Source organism: Kitasatospora sp. NPDC097643 (assembly GCF_040302625.1).
Lineage (GTDB): Bacteria > Actinomycetota > Actinomycetes > Streptomycetales > Streptomycetaceae > Kitasatospora.
The window spans coordinates 119,254-137,776 of sequence record NZ_JBEOSA010000016.1 but is presented as its reverse complement, the minus strand read 5'-3'; the positions used below and the strand labels follow the sequence as shown (position 1 = coordinate 137,776).

Here is an 18,523-nt window from a genome sequence, read left to right as displayed (position 1 = left end):
GGTTACATTCCGAACCCGGAAGCTAAGCCTCACAGCGCCGATGGTACTGCAGGGGGGACCCTGTGGGAGAGTAGGACGCCGCCGAACAATCATTCACAGAGAACCCCCGCCGGGGATACCGGCGGGGGTTCTTTGCATTTCCGGGGAACGTGACGAGCACCGGAAGGAAGCCCTGGGGGCTGGAAGGGGCTCGGAAAGAGGCCCGAGAAGGGCTGCAATGGCACCTTCAAGGCCCTTTCCCGGCCCCCTGCACCCCCGGTACACGCCTCCAAAAAAGCGCCTGAAAAGACCCCCTCGACGGCTTGTCGAGGGGGTCTTTGCGTGGAGGGTGGCGGAGGAGCCCGTCAGAGGCGGCCGGCGGCCTTGAGGGCGAGGTAGGTGTCGGCGAGGGTGGGGGCGAGCTGGGCGGGAGGGGCGTCGAGGACGGTCACGCCGTGGCGGGTGAGGCGGTCGGCGGTGTGTCGGCGGTCGACGCGGGTCTGTTCGGCGGCGGCGGCGCCGTAGACGGCGTCGAGGGTGCCGCGGCCGGCGGCGAGGACGTCCAGGTGGGGGTCGGCGACGGAGGCCAGGACGACCTCGTGGCGCTTGGTGAGGAGGGGCAGCAGGGGGCGCAGGCCGTCCTCGACCGGTGCGGCGTCGAGGCCGGTGAGGAGGACGATCAGCGAGCGGTGCGGGGCCATCTTCAGCGCGGTGGAGACCAGCGAGCGCATGTCGGTCTCGTGCAGAGCGGGTTCCAGGGTGGCCATCGCGTTGGTGAAGGCCGGCAGGATCTCGCTGGGGGAGCTGCCGGCCACGGCGGCGCGCTTGCGGACGTCGTGGGCGAGCAGGTCGACGCGGTCGCCCGCGCGGGTGGCGAGGGCGGTGAGCAGCAGGGCGGCGTCGAGGGAGGCGTCCAGGCGGGGGGCGTCGCCGACCCGGCCGGCGGAGGTGCGGCCGGTGTCGAGGACGATCAGGATGTGCCGGTCGCGCTCGGGGCGCCAGGTGCGGACGGCGACGGTGTGCCGGCGGGCGCTGGCGCGCCAGTCGATGGAGCGGACGTCGTCGCCGGGCAGGTACTCGCGCAGCGAGTCGAACTCGGTGCCCTGGCCGCGGGTCAGCACCGAGGTGCGGCCGTCGAGTTCGCGCAGTCGGGCGAGCCGGGAGGGCAGGTGCTTGCGGCTGGCGAACGGGGGGAGGGCGCGGACCGTCCAGGGGACCAGGTGGGAGCCCTGGCGGCCGGCCAGGCCGAGCGGGCCGAGCGAACGGATCGTCACGCGGTGGGCGTGGTGGTCGCCGCGGCGGGTCGGGGTGAGCAGGGTGACGACGCGCCGCCGTTCGCCGGCGGGGACGGGCAGGGTGTGCCGGGAGGCGGTCTCGGCGGTGCCGGGCCGCCAGGCGGACGGCGCCCAGGCGTCGCGGATCCGGGCTCTGAGGAGCCGCCCGGAGGGGTTGGTGACGCTCAGTTCGACCGAGGCGGGTTCGCCGAGCCGGACGGTGGTGTCGCCGCCCCGGGTGATCCGCAGGCTGCGGACGGGGGCGGCGAGCACCAGGTCGACGACGGCGGCGAGCAGGACCGCGCCGGTGACGGCGAGGATCCCGGCCCAGGACGGCAGCAACAGGCCCACGACGAGCGCGCCGAGCGCGGCGAGCAGGGCGGTTCGCCCGGTGAGGGCCATGCGGTGCGCTCCTTAAGGGAACGGACGGTGGATCAGCGGGGTGCGGGCGTCTGGGTGAGGACGGCCTGGATGACGGAGTCGGCGGTGATGCCCTCCATCTCGGCCTCGGCGCGCAGCGCGACGCGGTGCCGCAGGGTGGGCAGGGCGAGGGCCTTGACGTCGTCAGGGGTGACGTAGTCGCGGCCGGCGAGCCAGGCCCAGGCGCGCGAGGCGGCGAGCAGGGCGGTGGCGCCGCGCGGCGAGACGCCGATGGACAGCGAGGGGGACTGCCGGGTGGCCCGGCAGAGGTCGACGATGTAGGCGAGGACCTCGGGCGCGACGGTGAGCTCGGCGATCTGCGCGCGGGCGGCGGCGATGTGCTCGGGGCCGGCCACGGCGCGGACGCCGGCGGCGGCGAGGTCGCGGGGGTCGAAGCCGGCGGCGTGCCGGGAGAGGACCTGGAACTCCTGGTCGCGGTCGGGCAGCGGCAGGATCAGCTTGAGCAGGAAGCGGTCGAGCTGAGCCTCGGGCAGCGGGTAGGTGCCCTCGTACTCGACCGGGTTCTGGGTCGCGGCGACCAGGAACGGGGCGGGCAGCGCGCGCGGCTCGCCGTCCACGGTGACCTGGTGCTCCTCCATGGCCTCCAGCAGCGCGGCCTGGGTCTTCGGCGGGGTGCGGTTGATCTCGTCGGCGAGCAGCAGGTTGGTGAAGACCGGGCCGGGCTGGAAGGAGAACTCGGCGGTGCGGGCGTCGTAGACGAGGGAGCCGGTGACGTCGCCGGGCATCAGGTCGGGGGTGAACTGGATGCGCTTGGTCTCCAGGCTGAGCGCGGTGGACAGGGTGCGGATCAGCAGGGTCTTGGCGACGCCGGGGACGCCCTCCAGCAGCACGTGGCCGCCACAGAGCAGGGCTACGACCAGGCCGGTGACGGCGGCGTCCTGGCCGACCACGGCCTTGCCGATCTCGGCGCGCAGGGCGGTGAGCGCCTCGCGCGGGTCGCTGGTGGTGCCGGTGGTAGCGGGAGCCGTGCCGGGGGTGATGCGGAGCTGGGCGGTGGCCTGTTCGGTCACGGGTTCCGTACCTGCCTTTCGAGGGCGTCGAGGTCGTCGGCGAGCCGCAGCAGCGCCGTGTCGTCGGTGGGGGGCGGGCCGAAGAGGAGGGCCCGGACGTCCCCGGCGGACTGCTCGGGGAGGCGGTCGGCCACGGCCGCGCAGAGGGTGTCGGGGTCGGGGGCGCCGGCGTTGAGCGGGACGCCCAGGGCCGGGGCGAGCCGGTGGGCGGCGGCGCGGCGCAGGGCCTCGGCGGCACGGCCGCGGGCCTTGGCGCGGCGGTAGAGCCGGGCACGGCCCTCGGTGGTCTCGGCGGCGCGGACGACCACGGGCAGGTTCTCGCTGACCACCGGGCCGAGCCGGCGGCCGCGCCAGAGGGCGGCCAGGACGGCGGCGACGGCGAGCTGGTAGCCGGCCCAGTGCCAGCCGTCCGGGATGTAGTCCTCGAAGGTCCGGTGCCGGGTGCCCTCGGCGAGCGGGGCGGTGTAGTCGGGCAGGTGCCAGGTGAGGTGGGGCTGGGAGCCGAGCAGGCCGAGGGCGAGGGCGGCGTTGCCGTCGCTGCCGAGTTCCCCGTTGTGCAGGAAGGTGCCGCTGCCGAGGACGATGACGTCGCCGCCCGGGGTCGGGGTGCTGACCAGCGGGTAGCCGTGGCCGCTCTGGTAGCAGCCTTCGCCGCGGCTGCCGCTGGTGTAGAGCATGCCGCCGAGCTTGGCGCTGCCGGCCCGGACGGCCTCGGTGAGCGAGCACTGGGCGGCGGTGCTGCGGACGGGCGCGTACGGCACGCCGCCGTCCTCCTCGGAGGAGCGGATGCCGGGGGCCAGCGCGGTGAGGGCGGCCGGGCCGGGGGCGATCAGGACGATCCGCTGGTGCCGGGCGGCGGCGATGGCGTGCAGTTCGGCGGGGCCGAGCAGGTCGGGCTCGGGCAGCACCAGGGTGTCGGCGCCGGTCGGGAGCCGGGTGGGGTCGTTGGTGATCTCGGTCCTGAGGCCCTGGTGCTCGAGCAGGGCGATCACGGCGTGGCCGCCGTCGGAGTCGTACGAGCGCGGGTCGAGCGGCGGGTACAGGCGGTCGTGGCTGAGGGCGGCCACGACGAAGGCGCCGACCAGCAGGACGGCGAGGGCGGTCAGGTACCAGCGGGCCCGGCGCCACAGGCCGCGGCCGGTGGGGGCGAGGCTGGTCGGGGTCGTCCGGTCGGCGGGCGGCGCGGCGGGGGTGGTCGGTGCGGCGGCGGGCGGCGCGGGGGTGGTGCTGGTCATGCCGCGCCTCCCGGGGCCTGGGTGAGGACCGGGCGGGCGCGCTCCAGGGTCCGGTCGAGCTCGCGCAGCAGCTGGTACGCGGCCTGGTCGGCGGTGCGCTCGCCGTAGGCGATGTCGTCGAAGGTGCGGGCGGCCGCGCTGAGTGCGGCGGCGTGTTCGGGCAGGGCCCGGCCCGCCTCGACGGCGGCCTCGTCGGCGGTGCGGCCGGGGCGGGCGTCGAGCAGGGTGCGCTCCTCCAGGGCGCGGACCAGGGCGCGCATCTGGTCGCGCACGGCCTCGGCCCAGCGCCCGGCGGCGGCGTGCTGCTCGGCGTCCGTGCGGTAGGCGGCGGCGCTGCGCGGGCCCTCCACGCCGTAGACGTCCAGGACGGTGCGGGCGGAGCGTCCGGGCGCGCCGAGGCGCCACCAGAGCGCGACGGCGATCAGGACGGCGACCACCAGGAAGAGCACCAGGCCGGTGGTGCCGCTGGTGCCCTCGCCGGAGATGGAGCCGAGCGCGTTGGAGATGTGATCGTTGATCCAGGTCATGACCCGTTCCATGACGGTCGGGTCGTGCCGGTGGTACTCCGCGTTGAGCAGCTCGTCGCGGGCGGCGTCGCGGGCCGGGTCACGCGGGATGGTGACCGGGGCGCCGCCCGCGGCGAGGAGCCCGTCCCCCCAGGTAGGCATCCGGTTCAGCGCCTCGCGGGGTCTTGGCCGGGCTGGTCGCTCCAGCCGGTGCCGCCGTACTCGGGCAGGCCGGCGGCGCGGGCGAGCTCGATGTCCAGGGCCTCGCGGCGGATCCGCTGGTCGACGTAGATCAGGACGTCCAGGGCCGCCTTGAACGGGATGGTGACGGTGGCGGCGATGATTCCGGCGATCGCGGTGGTGACCAGCGTCGCGGTGGAGGTGTCGGCCGCGCCGTCGAGTACCTGGCGCTGGAAGTCGCTGAAGCCGAGGAGCATGGCGACGATCCGGAACGGGATGGCGATGATCATCGAGACGATGAAGGTCAGCACCACGCCGAGCAGGCTGATGCCGAAGATCCGCCACCAGGAGCCGCGGACCAGTCGGCGGGAGCGCGACAGCGCCGTCATCACGCCCTGCTTCTCCAGCATCAGGGCGGGGGCGGCCAGGCTGAACCGGATCCACAGCCAGAAGCCGACCGGGAAGGTCAGCAGGCCGACGAGGGCCAGCAGGGCGGTGGTGGCGGGTTCGTTCGCGCCGGCCATCGTGTAGCCGAAGAACGGGGCGAAGCCGAGCAGCAGCACGCCGGGGAACATCGCCAGGGTGATGACGGTCAGCCCGAGCACCGACAGCAGCCGGGGCCGGGCGTCGCGCCAGGCGTCGCCGGCGGTGGCGGACTGCCCGAGCACGGCGCGGCTGACGACCATGGTGAGCAGTGCGGTGGCGAGCGCGCCGACCAGCGCCGTCAGCGGCAGGGTCACCATCAGGTTCAGGAACTGGGTGGCCTGGCCGGTCTTGCCCTTGACCAGCAGGTTCGCCAGGAGGGCGACGGCCTGCTGGACCACGGCCATGCCGAGGGAGAGGCTGAGGGCGGTCCGCCAGTGGCGGCGGATCGTGGCGACGGAGCCGTCCAGGAGCTCGCCGACGCCGAGCGGGCGCAGCGGGATGACGCCGGGCGTGGGGCTCGGCGGCACGTTCCAGCCGTAGGGGCCCTGACCGTAGGGGCCCTGACCGTGCGGGCCCGGCCGGCCCCAGCCCTGCTCGGCGGGCTGACCGTACTGGCCGGGGCGGGGGGCGGGGACGGAGGAGGTTTGCGGTGGTGCCGACGGCCCGGGCGCGGCGGCGGGCGCGTCGGCCGGGGGCCGGGCGCCGTCGCGGGGTGGCTCGGACGAGCTGGGCGAGGCCCAGCCCGGAGTGTCGGTCATCACTGCTCCTCGGAGGGGCGTCACGGGCGCGGCTCCGGGTGATCTTTCACCCGCGCGCAGCGCCCATCGTGCCATGGGGTCCGGACAGGCCCCAGGGGTATCCGGTTGCTGAACGGCAACGCGGCCGTCACGGCGGCCGGGTCGTGGGTCGGGGACGGTTCGGAGACGCCCCGACGGGGGGCATTCGCCCGGTATGGCCGGAATTCCCGGGCGGCGGGAGTTGGCCGTTGTGGAGCATTGGCACTGCTGTGCGGCAGGTCACAATCCGGTAATGAGAAGATGGACGCATGAAGGGACGCGTCCTCGTCGTTGATGACGACTCCGCACTGGCCGAGATGCTCGGCATCGTGTTGCGTGGTGAGGGTTTTGAGCCGTTTTTCGTCGCGGATGGGGACAAGGCGCTAGCCGCGTTCCGGGAGACCAAGCCCGACCTGGTGCTGCTCGACCTGATGCTGCCCGGCCGGGACGGCATCGACGTCTGCCGGCAGATCCGGGCGGAGTCCGGCATCCCGATCGTCATGCTGACCGCGAAGACCGACACGGTCGACGTCGTGGTGGGCCTGGAGTCGGGTGCCGACGACTACGTCACCAAGCCGTTCAAGCCCAAGGAGCTGGTGGCCCGGGTGCGCGCCCGGCTGCGCCGCGCCGAGGAGCCGACGCCCGAGCAGCTGACCATCGGCGACCTGGTGATCGACGTGGCCGGCCACTCGGTGAAGCGGGACGGGCGGGGCATCCCGCTGACCCCGCTGGAGTTCGACCTGCTGGTCGCGCTGGCCCGCAAGCCCTGGCAGGTGTTCACCCGCGAGGTGCTGCTGGAGCAGGTCTGGGGCTACCGCCACGCGGCGGACACCCGGCTCGTCAACGTCCACGTGCAGCGCCTGCGGTCCAAGATCGAGAAGGACCCGGAGCGCCCCGAGATCGTGGTGACCGTCCGCGGCGTCGGCTACAAGGCCGGACCCAGCTGACGTGACCACCCTGGCTGACGAATCCCCGTCGGGTACCGCGACCGACGGGGCCGGCGCCGTGCGCGGGGACGTGCTGAACTCGACCACCCGCCGCCGGCGCGGCTTGCCCGGCGTGTTCGCGTCGGCGACCCGTCAGCTGCGCCGGCCCGCACTGCGGGTGACGGCGCTGTACCGCCGCTCGATCCAGCTGCGCGTGGTCGCGGTCTCCCTGCTGGCCTCCATCGCGGTGGTGCTGGTGCTCGGCGTGGTCGTGGTGGCGCAGGTGCGCACCGGGCTGCTCGACACCAAGATCGCCGCGGCCCGGGAGCAGGCCAGGATCGGCTTCCAGGCCGAGCTGAAGAAGATCGACGAGGCCAAGGACCAGCGGCTGCGGGCGGTCAGCGGGACGGCCGACCAGAACACCGAGGAGACCGGCACCTGGCTGCTGCGCCAGGTCAACGACCTGGCCGCGAGCGGGCAGACCGTCTACTCGGTGATCGCGATGGCCCCGGGCACCGGCGCCGTCATCCCGGACACCGCCGGCTTCGCGCCGCGCTACTCGGGCGACATCCTGCCCAGCAGCGTCCCGGACACCCTGCGGGCCAAGGTCTACGCCGAACCCGGCCAGATGTTCGACCAGCCGACCCGGATCCACCGGGCCGCCGAGAGCGGCGGCCGGACCGAGCCCGGGCTGGCCCTCGGCATGCAGTTCACCGGCCCCGCCGACACCAGTTACCAGATGTTCTACGTCTTCTCCTTCGGCCAGGAGACGGACACCCTCAACCTGATCACCGGCACCCTGGCGACCGCCGGCGTGTTCGTGGTGATCCTGATGGGCGGCATCGCCTGGGTCGTGGTGCGCCAGGTGGTCACCCCGGTCCGGATGGCCGCCGGCATCTCCGAGCGGCTCGCCGACGGGCACCTCGAAGAGCGGATGAAGGTCACCGGCACGGACGACATCGCCCGCCTCGGGGAGTCGTTCAACCGGATGGCCAACGCCCTCCAGGCGCAGATCCGCCAGCTGGAGGAGCTCTCCCGGGTGCAGCGGCGCTTCGTCTCGGACGTCTCGCACGAGCTGCGCACCCCGCTCACCACGGTCCGGATGGCCGCGGACCTCATCTACGACAGCCGCGAGGACCTGGACCCGATGGCGGCCCGCTCGGCGGAGCTGTTGCAGGGCCAGCTGGACCGCTTCGAGTCGCTGCTCGCCGACCTGCTGGAGATCAGCCGCTTCGACGCCGGCGCCGCGATCCTGGACGCCGAGCCGGTCGACCTGCGCGAGATCGTCGCCCGGGTGGTGGAGGCCGCCGAGCCGCTGGCCGAGGCCAAGGGCAGCAGCGTGGTGATCCGCGGCAACGGCGAGCCGGTGCTGGCCGAGGTGGACTCCCGCCGGATCGAGCGCATCCTGCGCAACCTGGTGGTCAACGCGTTGGAGCACGGCGAGGGCCGGGACGTCGTGGTCCGGCTGGGCTCGGCCGACGGCGCGGTCGCGGTCGGCGTGCGCGACTACGGCATCGGGCTCAAGCCGGGCGAGGCCTCCCGGGTGTTCCACCGCTTCTGGCGGGCCGACCCGTCCCGGGTCCGGACCACCGGCGGCACCGGCCTCGGCCTGTCCATCGCGGTCGAGGACGCGCACCTGCACGGCGGCTGGCTCCAGGCCTGGGGCGAGCCCGGTGGCGGTTCGCACTTCCGGCTCACCCTGCCGCGCACCCGCGGCGGCGAGATCAGCCGGGCGCCGTTCCGGCTGGAGCCGGAGGACTCCCGGAACAACCGGGGCCTGGGCACCTACGGCACCCCGTACCGGCGGGCGATCAGCCCGTCCGGCGCGACCGCGCTGACCGTGGCCGAGGAGCAGGCGGAGACGCCCGACCCGGCCGGCGGCGGCTTCGGCAGCGGGCTCGGCGGAGTCCTGACCATCGGTCCCGGCCTGGGGAAGGCCCGCCTGCCCGAGGGCCCGCGCGCGGACCCCTCGGACGTCCGGCCGGCGGGCGCCGGGTACGGTGCGACCGGAGCCCAGGTCATGGTGGACCCGACGCCCGGATGGCCGTCGGTGACACAGCGGACGGCGGAGGCGGACGAGACGGTCGGGACGGACCTGGAGGGGTCGCAGCGTGCGAAGGACCAGCAGCAGGACTGAGCCGCGGTTCGTGGCGGGGGCCGGCGTGCTGCTCGGCGCCCTGCTGGCGAGCGGCTGCGCGGCCATGCCGGACTCCGGCGGCATCACCAAGGTGGAGCTGTCGCAGGGCTCGGCCGACAAGAACCTCCAGGTGAGGGTCTTCCCGGTGGCGCCCGCCAAGGGCGCCGGGCCGGGTGAACTGCTGACCGGGTTCCTGGACGCGGTGACCGCCGACGAGGGGTACGAGACGGCGCGCAAGTACCTCACCGAGGAGGCCGCCGCGCGCTGGAACCCGGACGCCGGCATCCAGGTGCTCTCCGCCAACCCGACCAGGTGGGCCGGCCAGAGCGTCACCGAGGCGGACACCATGGTCTCCGGGTCGGTGACCGGGCAGGTCGTCGCCCGGATCGACGAGCGGCACTCCTACCTGTTGACCGACGGGCAGCGCGACATCTCCCTCGACTTCACCTTCGTCCGGCGGAAGGACGGTGAGTGGCGGATCGACAAGCTGCCGGACGGCGTGATCATGAACGAGGCCAACTTCCGCAACAGCTACCGACAGGTCGACCGGTTCTTCTACACGCCCCCGGACCCCTCGGTCGTCGCGGGGAGCACCGGCCCGGAGGTGCTGGTCGCCGACCCGGTCTACCTGCGGCGCCGAATAGACCCGCTGACCTCGGCCGCCAAGGCGCTGGTCGCCGGGCCCTCGAAGTGGCTCTCCCCGGTCGTCCGGACGGCCTTCCCGAACGGCACCACCGTCGACAAGGTGACCGTCGACGACAGCCGGGTCGCGCACGTCCAGCTCGGCGGGACCGACCTGTCCGACGCGGCGTCCTGCAAGCGGATGGCCATGCAGCTGTTCTTCACCCTCGCTGACCAGGGCAAGGGGCAGGTCGAGCGGCTGGAGCTGAAGGGCCAGCGCGGCGCGTGCCCGGCCGGCCGCACCGACGCGCCCGGGGTCGGTCCCGGCGCCCTGGCCGGTTCGCTGCCCGCCCAGATGTACTACCAGCGTGCCGACAACGGCGTGCTGATGGAGACCCCGGAGCCGCACAACGGCAGCCCGGTGGCCGGCGCGCTCGGCAAGCCGCAGCCGAACGGCAAGCCCCCGCTCGGCACCATCGCCGTCGCCCGGGACGGCTCGCGGGCGGCCGCGATCAGCGGGGACGGCCACCTGCTCTACTCGGTGCCGCTCGCGACCAGTGCGGTCGCGATGCCGGAGCCGGTGCTCAGCTCGCCGGTGAAGCCGGGCGAGAAGGAGGACGGGTTCGCCTCGCCCAGCTGGGACGGCCGCGGCGACCTCTGGGTGGTGGACCGCAACCCGCAGGGGCCGCGAGTGGTGATGGTGCGCGGGAACAAGTCCTACTCCGTCCCGGTCGAGGGGCTGGAGAGCCAGCAGACCGTGCAGGCCCTCAAGATCTCCTCGGACGGCGCCCGGGTCGCCCTGGTGATCAAGACCGCCGGCGTCCCCAGCCGCTCGCTGCAGTTCGGCCTGGTGGTGCACGACGGCACGCCGGAGGCGCCGACCGTGCGGATCACCAAGCTGCGCCGGGTGGCCCCCACGCTCACCGACATCGCCTCGGTGTCCTGGGCGGACGCCGACCAGCTGGTGGTGCTGGGCAAGGAGGCCGACCGGACCCAGCAGCTGCACTACATCAGCACCGACGGCTCGCGGAGCACCGACGCCCCGTTGCAGGGCGGCGAGGGCATGCTCACCGTCTCGGCCTCGGAGTCCCGGGGGTACCCGCTGACCCAGGCGTCGCCGGTGCTCGCGGTGGCCGAGAGCGCCAAGATCTACAACCTGATCAGCGGTCAGTGGCGCGAGGTCCAGCTGACCGACAAGCCCGCTTCCTTCTTCTACGCCGGCTGACGCGTCATCCGGCCGGCCTGGCGGTCCGTCCGGCGCTCCGGTGCGGAACGGTGGCCGCGACCGTCGCGGCCGCCCGTACCGGCAGGCCGGCGGTGGCCAGGGCGCGGGCGGCCTCGGCGAGGCTGGCCCCGGTGGTCACCAGGTCGTCCACCAGGACCGGCTGACGGCCTGCCAGGCCGCCCCGGGCGCGCGGCAGCACGGTGAGCGCCCCGTGCAGGTTGCGGTGCCGCTCGGCCGCGCCGAGCCCGGCCTGGTCGGCGACCGGGCGGGTGTGCCGGAGCAGCGCGGTGGCCCGGGCGTCCAGACCGGCCCGGCGCAGCGAGCGGGCGGCGGCGCCGGCCAGTCGCAGCGTCGGATCGTGGCCGCGGGCGCGGACGGCGGAGCGGGCCGAGGGCATCGGCACCAGCAGCAGCGGCGCGGCCCCGGCGCGCGGCCCCAGGGCGGAGCGCACGGCCCGTCCGAGCGCCTCCCCCAGCGGGCCGGCCAGCCGCAGCGCACCCCGCTCCTTGTGGGCCAGCAGCAACTGGCGGACCGGATCGGTGTACGGCGCGGCCGCGTGCGCCCAGGGCAGCAGGGTGGGGCCGGGGCGGGCGGCGGCCAGCGCGTGGCGACAGTCCGGACAGAGCTGGGTGCGTTCGGTGCCGCAGCCGGCGCAGCGGGTGGGCAGCAGGACGTCCAGCAGGCCCGCCAGTGCGTGGCCGAACGGCCCTTGGGCGGACGGCGGACGGGTGGGGGTGGGGGAGGGCGGCACGGCTGCTCCTGGCGGCGGAGGCACGGAGAGTGAGCAAAGGATGCGCCGTACGGGGGGTGTTGTCCAGGTATTCACCCATGCTTCACTCGCAGGAGGGTAGACAGGGTTCTACAGCTTGACCGCCCGGCCGCATTATGGGGTCATACCCACTCCCTTGGCTGGGGAGGCGAAAACCCCGTGTGAGGTGTTCGATAAGGCTCCAGGGGGTTTCAACCGTCCCTGGTGGGGAGGAAGTGAGGTGAGGGCCAGTCGTTTCCGCCGCTGGCGGCGGGGGCGGGGGGCCGGCAGTGGATGGGCTGGTCCAGCTGGTCTCAGTCCGATCCGGTAGCACCCGGATCGGCGTCAGCACGAGGGATCGGAGTTCTGCGTGGACATCGTCGTCAAGGGCCGCAAGACCGAGGTGCCCAAGAGGTTCCGCGAGCACGTGGCCGAGAAGCTGGAGAAGGTCCAGAAGTTCGACGGCAAGGTGATCAGCCTCGACGTCGAGGTGTCCAAGGAGCACAACCCGCGGCAGGCCGACCGGTCCGAGCGGGTGGAGATCACTCTCCGCACCCGTGGTCCGGTGATCCGGGCCGAAGCCGCCGCGGGCGACCCGTACGCGGCGCTCGACCTGGCGTCGGCGAAGCTCGACGCGCAGCTGCGCAAGTCCGCGGACCGGCGTCGGGTGCACAAGGGCGGCAACGGCAGCCGCACCCCCATCAGCGTCGCCGAGGCGACCGCGGCCCTGGCCGCGCTGCCGGAGACGACGGCGCCGGAGGGCGAGACCAACGGGGCCGTCCGCAAGACCATGATGGGATCCCTGGAAGTGGAGGGCGAAGGCCCGCTGGTGGTCCGGGAGAAGACCCACCCGGCCGCCCCCATGGCGCTGGACCAGGCGCTCTACGAGATGGAGCTGGTCGGCCACGACTTCTACCTCTTCGTGGAGAAGGACAGCGGCCTGCCGAGCGTCGTCTACCGCCGGCACGGCTACCACTACGGTGTCATCCACCTGCAGACCGACGCGTCGGCCGGCTCGGGTAGCGGTGCGGGCGGTGCGATCGGCGGGTCCGACGACGAGGACTGACCGTCCGAGCAGTGATGGAGAGGTGACCCCGGCGGCGCGGCCGCCGGGGTCACCGGCCTTTTCGGGGGTGTTCCGAGGCGCTTGCGGGGGCGGTCCCGATGGGGCCCGGTGGGGGTCAGGTGGAGGCCGGGTGGGGACCGGGCGGTCCGGCGCCGGGCCGGGAGGTCACCCGATGCGGGGGAATCGGCGCCGGAGGGTGACCGTGGCGACGCCGGGCCGTGGAATGATTGGCGGACGACGACCCGCGAAGGGGGAGGAGCGGATGGGGGATCACTTCGGGCTGGGGCCCGCAACGGGTCCGGCCGCCGGACTGTCGGCGGGGCCGGGGGAGGGGCCCGGGTACGCGCCGAGCCGGGGTGAGCCGATCCGCGTGCTGGTGGTGGACGACCACGCGCTGTTCCGCCGGGGGCTGGAGATCGTGCTCGCCGAGGAGGAGGACATCAAGGTCGTCGGCGAGGCGGGGGACGGCGCCGAGGCCGTGCTGAAGGCCGCCGACCTGCTGCCGGACATCATCCTGATGGATGTCCGGATGCCGCGCCGCAGCGGGATCGAGGCGTGCACCGCGATCAAGGACGTGGCGCCCAGCACCAAGATCATCATGCTGACGATAAGCGACGAGGAGGCCGACCTCTACGAGGCGATCAAGGCGGGGGCCACCGGCTACCTGCTGAAGGAGATCTCCACCGACGAGGTGGCCACCGCGATCCGTGCGGTCGCCGACGGGCAGTCGCAGATCAGCCCGTCGATGGCCTCCAAGCTGCTCACCGAGTTCAAGTCGATGATCCAGCGCCGCTCCGACGACCGGGACCTGGTACCTGCGCCCCGGCTCACCGACCGGGAGCTGGAGGTGCTGAAGCTGGTGGCGACCGGCATGAACAACCGGGAGATCGCCAAGGAGCTGTTCATCAGCGAGAACACCGTGAAGAACCACGTGCGCAACATCCTGGAGAAGCTCCAACTGCACTCCAGGATGGAGGCCGTGGTGTACGCGATGCGGGAGAAGATCCTCGAAATAGGGTGAGCCGCGCGGGGTGCGGCCGGCTCACTGCGCGAGCAGCTTCTCCAGGGCCGGGCGCAGCCGCTCGTCGTGCAGCACCTCGACCCGGACGTCGTCGCAGCCCACCCAGGCGGCCGCCTCGCGCAGGGCCGTCGCCAGCGCCTCGACGTATGCGGCGCCACGCCCTCGGTCGTCGGTCAGTGAGACCTGACGGGCCACCAGGGTGCGGCCCTCCCGGGCCGGGTCGACCCGGCCGACCAGGCGGCCGCCGGTCAGCAGCGGCATCGCGAAGTACCCGTGCACCCGCTTGTGACGGGGCGTGTAGGCCTCCAGTCGGTGCGTCATGCCGAAGATCCGCTCGGTGCGCGCGCGGTCCCAGATCAGCGAGTCGAACGGCGAGAGCAGGGTGGTGCGGTGGCGCCCGCGCGGGGCGGCGGCCAGTGCGGCCGGATCGGCCCAGGCCGGTGCGGGGGTGCCGCCGGGGCCCCAGCCGGCCACCTCGACCGGGACGAGGCCGGAGTCGGCGAGCACCGCGTCCAACTCCTCGGCCCGCAGCCGGTGGTAGTCCTGGAGGTCGGCCCGGGTGGCCACGCCGAGCGCGGCGCCGGCCTGGGCGACCAGCGTGCGCACGCAGTCCTCGTCGGACCGGTCCTGCCCGAACAGAGCGTCGGGGACGGCCTGTTCGGCCAGCGCGTAGACGCGCTTCCAGCTCCGGCGCTCGGTGCAGACGACGTCGCCGAAGGCCAGTGCCCGTTCCACCGCGATCTTGGTGTCGGACCAGTCCCACCACTCGGCGGTGCGCTTGGCGCCGCCCAGCTCGGTGGAGGTCAACGGGCCCTCGGCGCGCAGCTGGTCGAGCACGCGCCGGTACGTCTCGGGCGTGACCTGGTGGCCCCAGAGGTGGCCGCGCTCGCGGTAGCGGCGGCGCCGGAAGGCGAACAGCGGCCACTCCTCCACCGGCAGGATGCAGGCGGCGTGCGACCAGTACTCGAAGCTCGCCCCCGCACCCCAGTACGCCGCCTCGACGGCCGGGCGGCCGACCGCGCCGAGGCGGGCGTACGGCACCAGCTCGTGCGAGCGGGCCAGCACCGAGATGGTGTCCAGCTGGACGGCGCCCAGGTGCCGCAGCACCCCGCGCACCCCGGCTCGGCGGTCCGGGGCGCCGAGCAGGCCCTGGGCGCGCAGGGCGATCCGGCGGGCGTCGTCGGCGCTCAGCAGGGTGGCGGGGGAGGCGGCGGAAGACAGGGCGGTCATGTCGGCGAGGGTAATCGGGGGGACTGACAAGTCGGCCGGCCCGGCCGGGGGACCGGACGGCTCGGCCCTTGAGCGGGCGCGGCTCGGCCGGGGGCGGGCGGCTCAGCCGAGGTCGGACGGCAGCAGCGAGGAGACCCAGGAGTCGTGGAAGACGCCGCGCTGCTCGGCGTACGAGCGCAGGGTGCCCTCGAAGCGGTAGCCGACCCGCTCGGCGACCGCGCGCGAACCGTCGTTCCCCACGTACGCCAGCCACTGGAGGCGGCGCAGGCCCAGCTCGGTCAGGGCCCACCGGGCGACCTCGCGGGCCGCCTCGACGGTGTACCCGCGGCCGCGCTGCTCCCTCGCCGTCCACCAGCCGACGGAGGCGGCGGTCGGGTCCGCGGCGAAGCGGGAGACCGACTGGGTGCCGACCAGCCGCCCGGTCTCCCGCTCGACCACGCACCAGATGAACTCGGTGCCGTCGCGCAGCCCTTCCGGGGCCAGGGTGTGCACGAAGAACTCCGCGTCCTCCCGCCGGTACGGGATCGGTACGACCGTCCAGCGCTGGATCTCCTCGTCCTGGCAGGCGGCGAAGATCGCGTCGATGTCGGACTCCTGCGGGGCGCGCAGGACGAGGCGGTCGGTGGTGAGGACGACGGGTTCGGTGCGGGGTTCTTCCATGGGCGGATTATTCCGCGGCAGGGGGAATGCGGGCATCCGCTTATTCCGCCAACTCTCCGGAGGGGCGACCGTTTTGCCCCGGTGAGCGGTGCTATCCCGCCATGTGCCCGCACGGGTGACACGGGAATACCGTGCTGACGCACCTCCCGGGGCATTGGACTCCTCGCATACGATGGCCCGTGCGGTGGGGTGGACCCGCCGTGCAGTCGTCCAGTGCCAATACAGGCAAGGAGCCCGCTCAAGTGTCCGTCTTCGACAAGATCCTGCGCGCCGGCGAAGGCAAGATCCTTCGCAAGCTGCAGCGGATTGCTGCCCAGGTCAACTCCATCGAAGAGGACTTCGTCAACCTCACCGACGCCGAGCTGCGCGCGCTGACCGACGAGTACAAGCAGCGACTCGCGGACGGCGAGAGCCTGGACGACATCCTCCCCGAGGCGTTCGCCACCGTCCGCGAGGCCGCCAAGCGCGTGCTCGGCCAGCGGCACTACGACGTCCAGCTCATGGGTGGCGCGGCCCTGCACTACGGGTACGTCGCCGAGATGCGCACCGGTGAGGGCAAGACCCTCGTCGGCACCCTGCCCGCGTACCTGAACGCGCTCACCGGCAAGGGCGTTCACCTGATCACCGTCAACGACTACCTCGCCGAGCGCGACTCGGAGTGGATGGGCCGGGTGCACCGCTTCCTCGGCCTCGAAGTCGGCGTGATCCTGGCCAACATGACGCCCGCCGAGCGCAAGCAGCAGTACGCGATGGACATCACGTACGGCACCAACAACGAGTTCGGCTTCGACTACCTGCGCGACAACATGGCCTGGTCGAAGGACGAACTCGTCCAGCGCGGCCACAACTTCGCGGTCGTCGACGAGGTCGACTCGATCCTCATCGACGAGGCCCGCACCCCGCTGATCATCTCCGGCCCGGCCGACCAGGCGACCAAGTGGTACGCCGACTTCGCCAAGCTGGTGCAGCGCCTGAAGATCGACCGCGACTACGAGGTCGACGAGAAGAAGCGCACGGTCGGCATCCTGGAGGAGGGCGTCACCCGGGTCGAGGACTACCTCGGCATCGACAACCTCTACGAGTCGGTGAACACCCCGCTGGTCGGCTTCCTGAACAACGCCATCAAGGCCAAGGAGCTGTACAAGGCGGACAAGGACTACGTCGTCATGAACGGCGAGGTCATGATCGTCGACGAGCACACCGGCCGCATCCTGGCCGGCCGTCGCTACAACGAGGGCATGCACCAGGCGATCGAGGCGAAGGAGGGGGTGGAGGTCCAGAACGAGAACCAGACGCTGGCCACCATCACCCTGCAGAACTTCTTCCGCCTGTACGAGAAGCTCGCGGGCATGACCGGTACCGGCACCACCGAGGCCGCCGAGTTCCACCAGATCTACAAGCTCGGCGTGGTGCCGATCCCCACCAACAAGACGCCGCTGCGCATCGACCAGCCCGACCTGATCTACAAGTCGGAGCCGGCCAAGTTCGCCGCCGTGGTCGAGGACATCGCCGAGAAGCACGAGAAGGGCCAGCCGGTGCTGGTCGGCACCGTGTCGGTCGAGAAGTCCGAGTACCTGTCGCAGGAGCTGCGCAAGCGCGGGATCCCGCACGAGGTGCTGAACGCCAAGCACCACGAGCGCGAGGCGCAGATCGTCGCGCAGGCCGGCCGCAAGGGCGCCGTCACCGTCGCCACCAACATGGCCGGCCGTGGCACCGACATCATGCTGGGCGGCAACGCCGACCACCTCGCCGCCGCCGAGCTGGCGCAGCGCGGGCTGACCCCGACGGACACCCCGGAGGAGTACGAGGCCGCGTTCCCGGCCGCCCTGGAGAAGGCCAAGGCCTCGGTCAAGGCGGAGCAGGACGAGGTCAAGGAGGCCGGTGGCCTCTACGTCCTCGGCACCGAGCGGCACGAGTCCCGCCGGATCGACAACCAGCTGCGCGGCCGTTCCGGCCGTCAGGGCGACCCGGGTGAGTCCCGCTTCTACCTGTCGCTGGGCGACGACCTGATGCGCCTGTTCAAGGCCGGCATGGTCGAGCGCGTGCTGTCGATGGCCAACGTGCCCGAGGACGTGCCGATCGAGTCCAAGATGGTCACCCGGGCGATCGCCTCCGCGCAGACCCAGGTCGAGCAGCAGAACTTCGAGATCCGCAAGAACGTCCTCAAGTACGACGAGGTGCTCAACCGCCAGCGCGAGGTCATCTACGGCGAGCGCCGCCGCGTGCTGGAGGGCGAGGACCTCCAGGAGCAGGTCGGCCACTTCATGGACGACACCGTCGAGGCCTACGTCAAGGCGGCCACCGGCGAGGGCTTCGAGGACGACTGGGACCTGGAGAAGCTCTGGACCGCGCTCAAGCAGCTCTACCCGGTCACCCTGGACCTGGAGGAGCTGGAGGAGGAGGCCGGCGGCAGCGCCGGGCTGACCCCCGAGTTCCTGACCAAGGCCGTCCAGGAGGACATCCAGGCGCAGTACGGCGCCCGCGAGGACCAGCTCGGCGAGGAGATCATGCGCGAGCTGGAGCGCCGGGTCGTCCTGTCGGTGCTGGACCGCCGCTGGCGCGAGCACCTCTACGAGATGGACTACCTCCAGGAGGGCATCGGCCTGCGGGCCATGGCGCAGCGCGACCCGCTGATCGAGTACCAGCGCGAGGGCTTCGACATGTTCACCGCGATGATGGAGGGCATCAAGGAGGAGTCCGTCGGCTACCTGTTCAACCTGGAGGTCCAGGTCGAGCAGCAGGTCGAGGAGGTCCCGGTCGAGGACGCCGAGGTGCTGCTCGACAAGCTGGAGAAGGACGCCGCCCGCCCGGAGATCAAGGCCAAGGGCCTGGAGGCCCCGAAGCCGCAGCGGCTGCACTACACGGCCCCCTCGGACGAGGTCGGCGGCGGTGTCATCGAGGGCGACTTCGAGGACCTGGCGCCGGAGGACGAGGGCGACGGGCTGACCCGCGCCGAGCGCCGCAAGGCCGCCAAGTCGGCCAAGGGCCGCCGCCGCAAGGCCTGAGCAGGCGGCAGCACACCACACGGCACGCCACGCAGGGCGCCGCTCCCGGACGGGGGC

General features: G+C 73.0%; 14 protein-coding genes and 1 rRNA gene. 7 read left to right on the top strand and 8 right to left on the bottom strand.

What is annotated here, in order from left to right; genetic code table 11:
- Positions 1–87: ribosomal RNA gene (rrf, locus tag ABTY15_RS13905) — 5S ribosomal RNA — on the top strand; the annotation flags it as partial.
- A gap of 257 nt (positions 88–344) precedes the next feature.
- Here the strand turns inward: rrf and ABTY15_RS13900 are convergent.
- From ABTY15_RS13900 to ABTY15_RS13880, 5 genes are read right to left on the bottom strand one after another with little or no spacing between them, the layout of a single operon-like run.
- Complete coding sequence (locus ABTY15_RS13900) at positions 345–1,655, bottom strand: DUF58 domain-containing protein (protein ID WP_350581699.1); 1,311 nt, start codon at positions 1,653–1,655, stop codon at positions 345–347.
- A gap of 32 nt (positions 1,656–1,687) precedes the next feature.
- Positions 1,688–2,674, bottom strand: a complete 987-nt coding sequence (locus tag ABTY15_RS13895; RefSeq protein WP_350581718.1) for an AAA family ATPase — start codon at positions 2,672–2,674, stop codon at positions 1,688–1,690.
- Positions 2,675–2,700: 26 nt separating this feature from the next.
- Complete coding sequence (locus ABTY15_RS13890; RefSeq protein ID WP_350581696.1) at positions 2,701–3,939, bottom strand: DUF4350 domain-containing protein; 1,239 nt, start codon at positions 3,937–3,939, stop codon at positions 2,701–2,703.
- Positions 3,936–4,607, bottom strand: coding sequence for a DUF4129 domain-containing protein (locus ABTY15_RS13885; protein ID WP_350581694.1), 672 nt, complete (start codon positions 4,605–4,607; stop codon positions 3,936–3,938). The genes ABTY15_RS13890 and ABTY15_RS13885 overlap by 4 nt, the downstream gene beginning before the upstream one ends.
- Positions 4,608–4,612: 5 nt before the next feature.
- Complete coding sequence (locus ABTY15_RS13880; protein WP_350581691.1) at positions 4,613–5,809, bottom strand: DUF7847 domain-containing protein; 1,197 nt, start codon at positions 5,807–5,809, stop codon at positions 4,613–4,615.
- A 287-nt stretch (positions 5,810–6,096) separates the two neighbouring features.
- On the opposite strand from ABTY15_RS13880, the gene mtrA reads away from it, so the two are divergent.
- From mtrA to ABTY15_RS13865, 3 genes are read left to right on the top strand one after another with little or no spacing between them, the layout of a single operon-like run.
- Positions 6,097–6,774, top strand: coding sequence for an MtrAB system response regulator MtrA (mtrA, locus tag ABTY15_RS13875; protein ID WP_030061806.1), 678 nt, complete (start codon positions 6,097–6,099; stop codon positions 6,772–6,774).
- Position 6,775: 1 nt separating this feature from the next.
- Positions 6,776–8,890 (top strand): MtrAB system histidine kinase MtrB, encoded by a 2,115-nt coding sequence (gene mtrB / locus ABTY15_RS13870; RefSeq protein ID WP_502893494.1) that lies wholly within the window; start codon positions 6,776–6,778, stop codon positions 8,888–8,890.
- Entirely contained in the window at positions 8,865–10,736 is a 1,872-nt protein-coding gene (locus ABTY15_RS13865; protein ID WP_350581688.1) for an LpqB family beta-propeller domain-containing protein, read from the top strand. Before mtrB ends, ABTY15_RS13865 begins: the two co-directional genes overlap by 26 nt.
- A gap of 4 nt (positions 10,737–10,740) precedes the next feature.
- On the opposite strand, the gene ABTY15_RS13860 is transcribed toward ABTY15_RS13865, so the two are convergent.
- Entirely contained in the window at positions 10,741–11,487 is a 747-nt protein-coding gene (locus ABTY15_RS13860) for a ComF family protein (protein ID WP_350581685.1), read from the bottom strand.
- Positions 11,488–11,854: 367 nt separating this feature from the next.
- Here ABTY15_RS13860 and hpf point away from each other — a divergent pair, with 367 nt between their 5' ends.
- Positions 11,855–12,550 carry a ribosome hibernation-promoting factor, HPF/YfiA family gene (hpf, locus tag ABTY15_RS13855; protein WP_350581682.1) on the top strand — a complete coding sequence of 232 codons (696 nt, stop codon included), beginning with the start codon at positions 11,855–11,857 and terminating at the stop codon, positions 12,548–12,550.
- Between the two features lie 262 nt (positions 12,551–12,812).
- Positions 12,813–13,571, top strand: a complete 759-nt coding sequence (locus ABTY15_RS13850; protein ID WP_350581680.1) for a response regulator — start codon at positions 12,813–12,815, stop codon at positions 13,569–13,571.
- A gap of 21 nt (positions 13,572–13,592) precedes the next feature.
- Here the strand turns inward: ABTY15_RS13850 and ABTY15_RS13845 are convergent, their stop codons facing one another.
- Positions 13,593–14,801: a winged helix-turn-helix domain-containing protein gene (locus ABTY15_RS13845; RefSeq protein WP_350581677.1), complete on the bottom strand. Its 1,209-nt coding sequence runs from the start codon at positions 14,799–14,801 to the stop codon at positions 13,593–13,595.
- A gap of 102 nt (positions 14,802–14,903) precedes the next feature.
- Entirely contained in the window at positions 14,904–15,461 is a 558-nt protein-coding gene (locus tag ABTY15_RS13840) for a GNAT family N-acetyltransferase (protein WP_350581675.1), read from the bottom strand.
- A 242-nt stretch (positions 15,462–15,703) separates the two neighbouring features.
- Between ABTY15_RS13840 and secA the strand changes: the two genes are divergently transcribed.
- Positions 15,704–18,466, top strand: a complete 2,763-nt coding sequence (gene secA / locus ABTY15_RS13835; RefSeq protein WP_350581672.1) for a preprotein translocase subunit SecA — start codon at positions 15,704–15,706, stop codon at positions 18,464–18,466.
- Positions 18,467–18,523 lie beyond the last annotated feature (57 nt).